The organism is Pseudoalteromonas sp. S554 (genome assembly GCF_005930865.1).
Classification (GTDB): Bacteria; Pseudomonadota; Gammaproteobacteria; order Enterobacterales; family Alteromonadaceae; genus Pseudoalteromonas; species Pseudoalteromonas marina.
Window position 1 is genome coordinate 19,571 of record NZ_PNDV01000018.1, and the last position, 8,303, is coordinate 27,873.

9 protein-coding genes are annotated in these 8,303 nt (G+C 39.7%); all 9 read right to left on the reverse strand.

Annotated elements, in window-relative coordinates; translation table 11 throughout:
- Nucleotides 1–3 precede the first annotated feature (3 nt).
- The gene (locus CWB65_RS04825; RefSeq protein ID WP_138740052.1) at nt 4–1,905 is read right to left on the reverse strand and encodes an MFS transporter; all 1,902 of its coding nucleotides are present in this window, start codon (nt 1,903–1,905) and stop codon (nt 4–6) included.
- Between the two features lie 173 nt (nt 1,906–2,078).
- Nucleotides 2,079–2,687 carry a recombination mediator RecR gene (gene recR / locus CWB65_RS04830; RefSeq protein WP_008132248.1) on the reverse strand — a complete coding sequence of 203 codons (609 nt, stop codon included), beginning with the start codon at nt 2,685–2,687 and terminating at the stop codon, nt 2,079–2,081.
- A gap of 6 nt (nt 2,688–2,693) precedes the next feature.
- Nucleotides 2,694–3,020, reverse strand: coding sequence for a YbaB/EbfC family nucleoid-associated protein (locus CWB65_RS04835; protein ID WP_006792396.1), 327 nt, complete (start codon nt 3,018–3,020; stop codon nt 2,694–2,696).
- Nucleotides 3,021–3,079: 59 nt separating this feature from the next.
- Nucleotides 3,080–5,575, reverse strand: coding sequence for a DNA polymerase III subunit gamma/tau (dnaX, locus tag CWB65_RS04840; RefSeq protein ID WP_138740053.1), 2,496 nt, complete (start codon nt 5,573–5,575; stop codon nt 3,080–3,082).
- A gap of 3 nt (nt 5,576–5,578) precedes the next feature.
- The gene (gene apt / locus CWB65_RS04845; protein WP_006792394.1) at nt 5,579–6,124 is read right to left on the reverse strand and encodes an adenine phosphoribosyltransferase; all 546 of its coding nucleotides are present in this window, start codon (nt 6,122–6,124) and stop codon (nt 5,579–5,581) included.
- 169 nt (nt 6,125–6,293) lie between these two features.
- Nucleotides 6,294–6,416: a hypothetical protein gene (locus CWB65_RS20155; protein ID WP_008132255.1), complete on the reverse strand. Its 123-nt coding sequence runs from the start codon at nt 6,414–6,416 to the stop codon at nt 6,294–6,296.
- Between the two features lie 71 nt (nt 6,417–6,487).
- The gene (locus CWB65_RS04850; RefSeq protein WP_138740054.1) at nt 6,488–7,240 is read right to left on the reverse strand and encodes an HvfC family RiPP maturation protein; all 753 of its coding nucleotides are present in this window, start codon (nt 7,238–7,240) and stop codon (nt 6,488–6,490) included.
- A 36-nt stretch (nt 7,241–7,276) separates the two neighbouring features.
- The gene (locus CWB65_RS04855; protein WP_502704838.1) at nt 7,277–8,134 is read right to left on the reverse strand and encodes an MbnB/TglH/ChrH family RiPP precursor modification enzyme; all 858 of its coding nucleotides are present in this window, start codon (nt 8,132–8,134) and stop codon (nt 7,277–7,279) included.
- Between the two features lie 66 nt (nt 8,135–8,200).
- On the reverse strand, nt 8,201–8,269 hold the full coding sequence (locus tag CWB65_RS20240; RefSeq protein WP_502704839.1) for an HvfA family oxazolone/thioamide-modified RiPP metallophore: 69 nt from the start codon (nt 8,267–8,269) through the stop codon (nt 8,201–8,203).
- Between the last annotated feature and the right edge of the window lie 34 nt (nt 8,270–8,303).

An 8,303-nucleotide genomic window follows, 5' to 3' on the forward strand; every position in this document is an offset into this window, starting at 1 on the left:
CTATTAGTCATTATCTTTAGAGTAAAGTAGTTTTAAATCTAACACTCGTTCACGCAGGTTATCCGCTTTTGCTTTATTTGCCGCAACAGGCTCACCAACAGATACAGAGACTAACGACCACTTTAAACGAGGTAATTGCCACTTTGTTTTTCGGCTAAACATACTGCCCCAAAGCCCACCTAAATGCACAGGCACAACAGCAACAGGCGTTCGCTCAATTATTCTCTCTATACCTCTTCTAAACATATCAACACAGCCATCACCTGTTAATTTACCCTCAGGGAAAATACCCACAAGCTCGCCGCGTTCAAGTGCCTCTGCAACATCGTCAAACGCCTTTTTAAAAGCTTCAGGGTTTGATTTTTCGCTATCAATCGGTATTGCTTTAGCCATTTTAAATAACCAGTGCAGAGCAGGAGAATAATAAATTGGCGCAAAAACCATGAAACGAATTGGTCTTGGTGACGCTGCTAAAATAAACATCCAATCAACAAAGCTGACATGATTGGCAACGATAACCGCTGCACCTTCCTCTGGTATATTTATTTCGCCTCTGGTTTTCACGCGATACATGCAAATAGCTAAAATATAGATAATAAAACGCAAGAAAAACTCAGGTACTTTGGTATAAATATACAATGAAATCAGTAAGTTTAACCCTGAAAGTAAAAGCAATAATTCTGAGATACTCCACTCTAAAATAGACAATGTCACAATACTTAAAATGGCACTGCACACCATAAACAGTGCATTAAGTACGTTGTTAGCGGCAATAACACGAGACCGACACGCCTCTTCTGTTCTTTGTTGTATCAAAGCATACAAAGGAACAGTATAAAAACCTGATGCTATACCAATACCGGCCATCCACACAAAGTGCCAGCGCATATCGCCAGTATTTAATACCTGCTTTAAGGTTAATAATTCATCGATTTGCACACCATAACTTAAAATAGCGGGCTCTGTACTGAGCAAGTATAAAAATAGGGTAATTAAGATGGCACCAAAGGGCACAATGCCTAACTCAATACGCGAACGCGAAAGCTTTTCACATAATAAAGAACCAATAGCAATACTTAACGAAAATACCACCAGCGCACTGGTTACTACTAATTCGTTACCGCCCATTACGTGCTTAACATAGTTTGGTAATGTAGTTAGCACAATGGCGCCTATTAACCAAAACCAGCTTATACCTAAGACTGATTTTCCAACAGACTCTGTTTGCGAATTAAGTGCTGAAAACACATTTTTTGTAGAGGTATAAATATTGTAGGTAAACGCTAAGTTAGGTTCATTCGCTGCACTTATTGGTATAAAGCGGCTACTCACATAACCTAATACTGCGAGCACGAATACAGCAATGCTAATAATTTCGGGGCCTACGTTTTGCGTAATGTAATAAGTCCCAAAAATAGTCCCTAGTAAAATGGCAACAAAGGTACCCGATTCAACTAACCCATTCGCTTTTGTTAATTCGTTCGGGGCAACGTGCTGCGGTAAAATAGAATATTTTAACGGACCAAAAAATGTACTTTGAAACCCCATGAAAAATATAGTGGTGAGCATAAGCCAAATAGACTGGGTATAAATAGATAGTGCCCCTACAACCATAATAGGAATTTCGCAAAGTTTTACAAACCTGATTAATTTTGATTTTTCTGTTTTCTCAGCAAGCTGCCCTGCCATACCCGAAAATAAAAAAAACGGTAAAATAAATAAGCCTGCTGCTATGTTTGAATAGAGCGCACCATCGGCCAATGTTGCAGCTTGAAAAACCAGTAAAATAAGCACCGACTGCTTATAGACATTATCGTTAACGGCAGAAAAAAACTGGGTAATAAACAAAGGTAAAAATCGCTTACTATTAAGTAAGCCGCTTTGATTTGTTGAATGCGTTTTCATTGTGATCCTTACGTTTTAACTCTAAATAAACCTATCTCAAAAAGGGCTTTGATTACTTAGCCGTCAAATTAACTGCATACTATTTTTAGCTAGCTTACCTTAAAAACAAAAAAGCCTACATAAATTAATTACGTAGGCTTTTACATATCTTTTCAAACAGTCGCTTTAATGAACTATTCTTGTGTAACCACGCGGCGACCACTAAATGCATGCATTAGGGTTCTACCATCAACTAAATCAAGTTCGCCTCCAACCGGAATACCGTGCGCTATTCGCGAGGCGCCCACATTATTTTTGTGGCAAAGCTGGGCAATATAATGCGCAGTCGTCTCACCCTCAACACTAGGATTAGTTGCTAGTATTACTTCGTTAATGCCGCCTTGAGAAAGTTTTTGCTCTAAAACATCTAAGCCTATTTCTTTAGGGCCAATACCATCAATGGGTGATAAATGCCCCATAAGGACAAAATATAAACCTAAATACTGACCCGTTTGCTCAATGGCAAGTACATCAGTAGGCGACTCAACAACACATAACGTACCGCTGTCTTGGCGTTTTGTGCTCAAGCAAATGTCACACTGAGGTTGCTCACAAAAAGTTCGGCACGTTTGGCAATGACCTATTGCTGTCATTGCCTTAGTAAGCGCGCTACCTAGTTGTGTACCACCTTTGCGATCACGTTCAAGCAAATGGAATGCAATACGCTGTGCAGACTTTGGGCCAATACCCGGTTGACACCGCAATGCTTCAATAAGCTGATTTAAACTATCTGAAAGTTGCATTGTTTGTTAAAACGGCATTTTCATACCTGGTGGTAATTGCATACCGCCAGTTACTTTGCTCATTCGTTCTTGCGTTTCTTCAGCTACACGGCGCACAGCATCGTTACATGCCGCTGCAAGTAAGTCTTCAATCATGTCTTTGTCGTCTTCCATAAGGCTTTCATCAAGCTCTACGCGACGAACATTGTGGTTACCAAGCATGGTTACTTTAACTAAGCCTGCACCCGCTTCACCAACAACTTCCATTGTTGCAATTTCGTCTTGGGCTTTTTGCATGCGCTCTTGCATTTGCTGCGCTTGCTTCATCATGTTACCCATTCCACCTTTAAACATAATTTTCTCTCTTTCTTTTAATCTTTAATTGTCATGAAGATAAGGGCGATTGTATGTAATTACAATGCCTGAATACTGTTTTCGTCAATTTCGGCGCTAAATAACTGTTGAAATTGTACTATGTTTTCGTCACTTGTGATCACATCTATTGCTTGCTGATGGCGCCCTGCATCTATTTTTTGTTGAATTAAATAAGGCGAATCGATAACCCCTTGAGCAAATTTTATACTCAGCGACACATTGTGATCGTAAATACTCGATAATGCGGCATCAAGTTTTTGACGAAGCATTGGCGTATCTAGGTGTTTTTGCGATTCATCAACATCTATATGTAAGTTACTTCCCTGCTTCGTAAAAATTGAATGCAGCGCAAATTGGCGCATTCGTCCACCCAGCCCCATACGTTTTATCAAATAAGCCCACTCGTCTTGCTGATGAGCAAACTTTATTTCACTTATTGGGCTTTGAAAATCATCTGGAACCGGAATACTTTCCTCTTGTGGAGCTGGAGCAGGCACACTTTGAGGATTAATTTGTTCTAGTAACTCAGGCGCTAAATTTTCAGTGATTGTTTGATGCTTAGCTTTAAAATCAACTTTTTGTGCTTTTGTAGCGACTACACTGGGGCGTTTTGCTTGGCTCCCGCTAACAGGGAGCTCAGACTTTTTTTCATGCTCGCCTGTATTATAGTCATCCCACGGCGGTGGGTTAGTCGATTGCACAGAAGCCGCGTGTGGGTGTTCTGTGTTTTCAGAATGAGTGTGTATATCTGTATTAGTGGATTCACTTTGCTCTACAATTGGCGAACCAACCAGCCTGTTACTTTGCTCATTATTATCAGCTTCAGGCTTTTCAGACACTGGCGGCTGAGCTGTATTATTACCTGATAACCTGCCTGAACCTGATATATTTCTGTCACGTAAGATGCGTGCAATGGCCGATTGTGCCTGAGACTCTTTATCATGCAGTGAAGGTGCATCCAAAGAGACTGGAGCGCTTGGAGTTTCAGCCTGTTGCGTTGTACTTTGAGTTTGAGGATTAAAGCCTTGATCTAGCGCGCTACTCATTACATCATCGAATTGTGCAGCTAATGTTTGCTCTACATCATTGTGCTGCATGTACGCTTCATTTTCGCTGTTACGCTGTGCTTGCTCATCACTTATTTGCTTCGCAGGTGTATTTTGGCTCGTTTCAGTTTGAGCCTCTTCGTTTTTAACCTGTAAATGGGCTACGTGATCAGAATCAACAGGCGTGTCAGTAACAGTGGGGGTTACTTGCTCATGCTGTTCTGCACTTATAATCGATTTTTCAGCTGGTTGCTGTACAGCGCTTATGTCGCTGTGTTTAGCTGCGTTATTAGTACTTTCAGGCTTATTTTTACTTAAAATATCACGCAGTGCATTGGCTCGGCTTTCAGTATTACCTGCCGGCAATTGAGGCGTGCTTATCTCGTCCTGCTGGTTTTCGTTTCCTGCAGGCTGAAATGCAAGTAACCTCAGCAAAATCATTTCGAACCCTAAACGTGGCTCAGGGGCCCATTGTAAATCTTTTTTACCGTTTAAAAGTAACTGGTAATAAACCTGCACTTGCTGTGCACTTGTGTGCTCTGCAACGTGCTTTATGTAATCAGCATTGGTCTCATCAAGCCCAGCAGCTTGAGGCACTAATTGGGTAAGCTGGGTTAAGTGCGTTAATGAAATTAAATCATCAAGTAACGCTATATAATTTGGGTTTTTGCTCGCTACATTTGCTATTTCGCTCATGAGCGCAGCGCCATCTTGACTTAGTAATGCTGCTAATAAACTTTGGCTGTAGTGTGTATCCATTAAACCAAGCATAGCTTGAACCGCTTGATTATTAATATCACCATTCGTTTGTGCTATAGCTTGATCGGTTAAGCTAAGCGCATCGCGCATACTGCCATCTGCAGCTTTTGCAATAACGCTAAGTGCATCGTTATCAAAGCGCAGTTGTTCTTGAGTCAAAACGTGTTGAAGCTGTGTTTTAATTTCACTTTGCGATAAGGCGTTTAAATTAAACTGTAAACATCGCGATAAAATAGTAACGGGTAACTTTTGAGGATCGGTGGTTGCGAGTAAAAATTTCACATGCTCTGGCGGTTCTTCAAGCGTTTTTAAAAGCGCATTAAAGCTATGCTTTGAAAGCATGTGAACTTCATCTATTAGGTATACTTTGTAACGCCCGCGCGTAGGTGCGTATTGAACGTTATCAAGTATTTCACGCGTATCTTCTACTTTAGTACGAGAGGCAGCATCAATTTCTAGCAAGTCAATGTAGCGCCCTGCTTCAATATCTGTACAGCTACTACATTGCCCACAAGGAGATGCCGAAATACCTTCGTCGCAATTTAAGCTTTTTGCAAAAATACGCGCAATAGTTGTTTTACCAACACCTCGGGTTCCAGTGAATAAATACGCGTGGTGCAGTCTATTTTGTGTAAGCGCATTAACAAGCGCTTGTTTAACATGAGACTGCCCAACCAATTCATGAAAGGTTTGTGGACGCCATTTTCTCGCTAGAACCTGATAACTCATCGATTATTCGCCTTCGAATTCAACCAACTTTAAGATTTTGATACCCATTTTTTCTATGCGTTGTTCGCCACCTAATTCAGGCAATGATACAACAAATGCTGCATCAGTAGCCTCACCGCCTAACTTATTAACTAGTTTAGCAGTCGCTTCGATAGTACCGCCAGTTGCTAGAAGGTCATCAACAAGAAGTACTTTGTCACCGGGTACAATTGCATCAACATGAAGTTCTAGCGTGTCTTCACCGTATTCTAGTAGGTAATCTTGGCGAATAACTTCGCGCGGTAATTTGCCAGGCTTACGCACTGGAATAAAAGGAATACCTAAAGCATAAGATAAAGGCGCACCAAAAATAAAGCCACGTGATTCTGTGCCAATAATTTTTGTAAAACCTTGGTCTTTATATTCGGTTATAAACGCATCAATAGTAGCCTTGAACGCTTCAGGGTTGGCCATTAATGTAGTTACATCGCGAAACATAATGCCCGCTTTAGGATAATCAGCAATTGTTGCAATGCTGTTTTTAATAATTGCTGGTGTTACTTGAGTCATAAGTTTTACTGCTCAATGGTTGATATTACAAAGCAGGTGATTATAACCTTAAGTGAACTTTAATTGCGAGTTTGCTGTGACTTTAACGAAAATATTGAACAGTTATAGAGGATAGAAAAGCAAAGCATTAAGGCTGATGCTGACAACAGCCTTAAACTATAAATACGTTTTAGGTTAAGCTAGTGATCCAACCTAAAATTGCATTTAAACAACCAATACCTGCAAATACCGCTAGAAAAGCAATAAAATAAGTAGCGTTAAACGGATCTTTAAAATCTTTATCATCTGACATAGTACAACCTTTTATTAAGCACGATAAATAAGGCTGCCATGATAGACGATGTAAAAACATCAATAAAGGCCTTAATCTTGATTTTTTGTCACGATTACACCGCGTTCAATCAGCGCATTGAGTGTCACAAGCGCCCCTTGTGTTATTTGCTCTTCGTTAAACTGAGGAGCCTGCATAATCACCTGTTGGCAGAGGTTATCAAATGTAATGCCCTCAACGCTTTCAATGATAGAGAGTAATAAAGCCGTCATTGAATTAGTTGCTAAAAACTGTACTTCATCTTCTTCATCTCTATAAACAACAAAATAGTTAGGTACAGTCGATGGTTCTTTTGGCCGGACTTGGTCACTTATAGTTTGCACTGGATATTGGTAACTCAAATTTCTCGCTACGCTTGATAGAAATAATGGACTTTTAGTTAACGCTGTTTGTTGTAGTTTTCTCTCATTAGGATCTTCGTTAGCTATTGAAACGTCAAGCTCTATCCATTCATAATGCGCAAGTTCTAACATAAAAGCAGGGTCATCTTTTTTCATTTTATAACTACTGGATAAGTAATTAATAAACTCCCCTGCTATATCTAAAAAGTATGGTGATTGACAATCATATTCACTAAAAAACTGTCTGATCAATTTGTTCCATTGTTTGTCACTATAAAGCGTTTTTAACACTGGATAACCGGAAGAAATGAATCCCTCTATGTTATTAAAGAATAGGTCGCGATATATAGCCATGCGTCTATCTTCAATATCAGTTGGCTTTTTATTTTTTTTTGGTTCACGTATGTGCGCCATAAATTCATTTTGAACATCTATAAAACTCATAGCTGGATACTCATTACTGTCTGATTCGCGTTAACTTCAAGCTCGTTGTTTTGAAAGCTCAGGATTTAGATACTTTTGTTGCAACTGAATAATAATATCAAGCTCTTTAGTGAGTACATTTATCTCTGGAATATTAAAATCTCGCTCAAGAAGCGTTGGAAATACACCATGTAACTTATAAGCTTTATCAAGCAACTCCCAGACTGGATCAATAACATCGGCGCCATGAGTATCGACTATTAAATCATTAGCCTCATTATAATGTCCCGCAACATGCCCATAAGCGATACGTTTTGTAGGTAAGCCAGCTAAGAAAGTATTTGCGTCATAACCATGGTTTATCGAATTAACATAAATATTATTTACATCAAGCAACAATTTACAATCTGCTTGCTCTAAAATTTCAGTTGTAAATTCAAGTTCAGATAACTCTTGGCCTGGCGCACCGTAGTAAGATACATTTTCCATCGCAATAGGTCGTTCAAGAATGTCTTGCACTTGCTTAATTCGGGGGACAACATGCGCTATTGCCTCTTCGGTAAAAGGGATGGGCATTAAATCATACATATGGCCTTGACCAGAGCAATAACTCAAATGCTCACTAAACATTTTAATGTTGTGCTGATCAAAAAAGACTTTTAGCGATTTAATAAATTCAATATCAAGCGGCTCTGGCGAACCTATTGATAAAGACAAGCCATGACATACAAAATCATTAGCATCGGTTAATGTTTTAAACTGCTTTTTAAATCGGCCGCCCAGTTTTAACCAATTCTCAGGCGCAACTTCTAAAAAATCAATTTGCTTTGGAACGTGTTCTAATAACTCATCTAGCATTTCACGGCGCAAACCTAAGCCAACCATTCCAAATTCCGAACTGTGCATTTGTGTCATAACTGCCTCTACTATTAACAAAAAAGGGCCCGTGGCCCTTTAGCATAACTTAATTAAATTAAGAAATTAACGGCCACCACATTTACCTTCGCCGCACTTGCCTTCTTTTTTACCTTTTGCGTCGCCGCCACATATGACTACACCTCACAAGACAACTTAAGAAAATGTT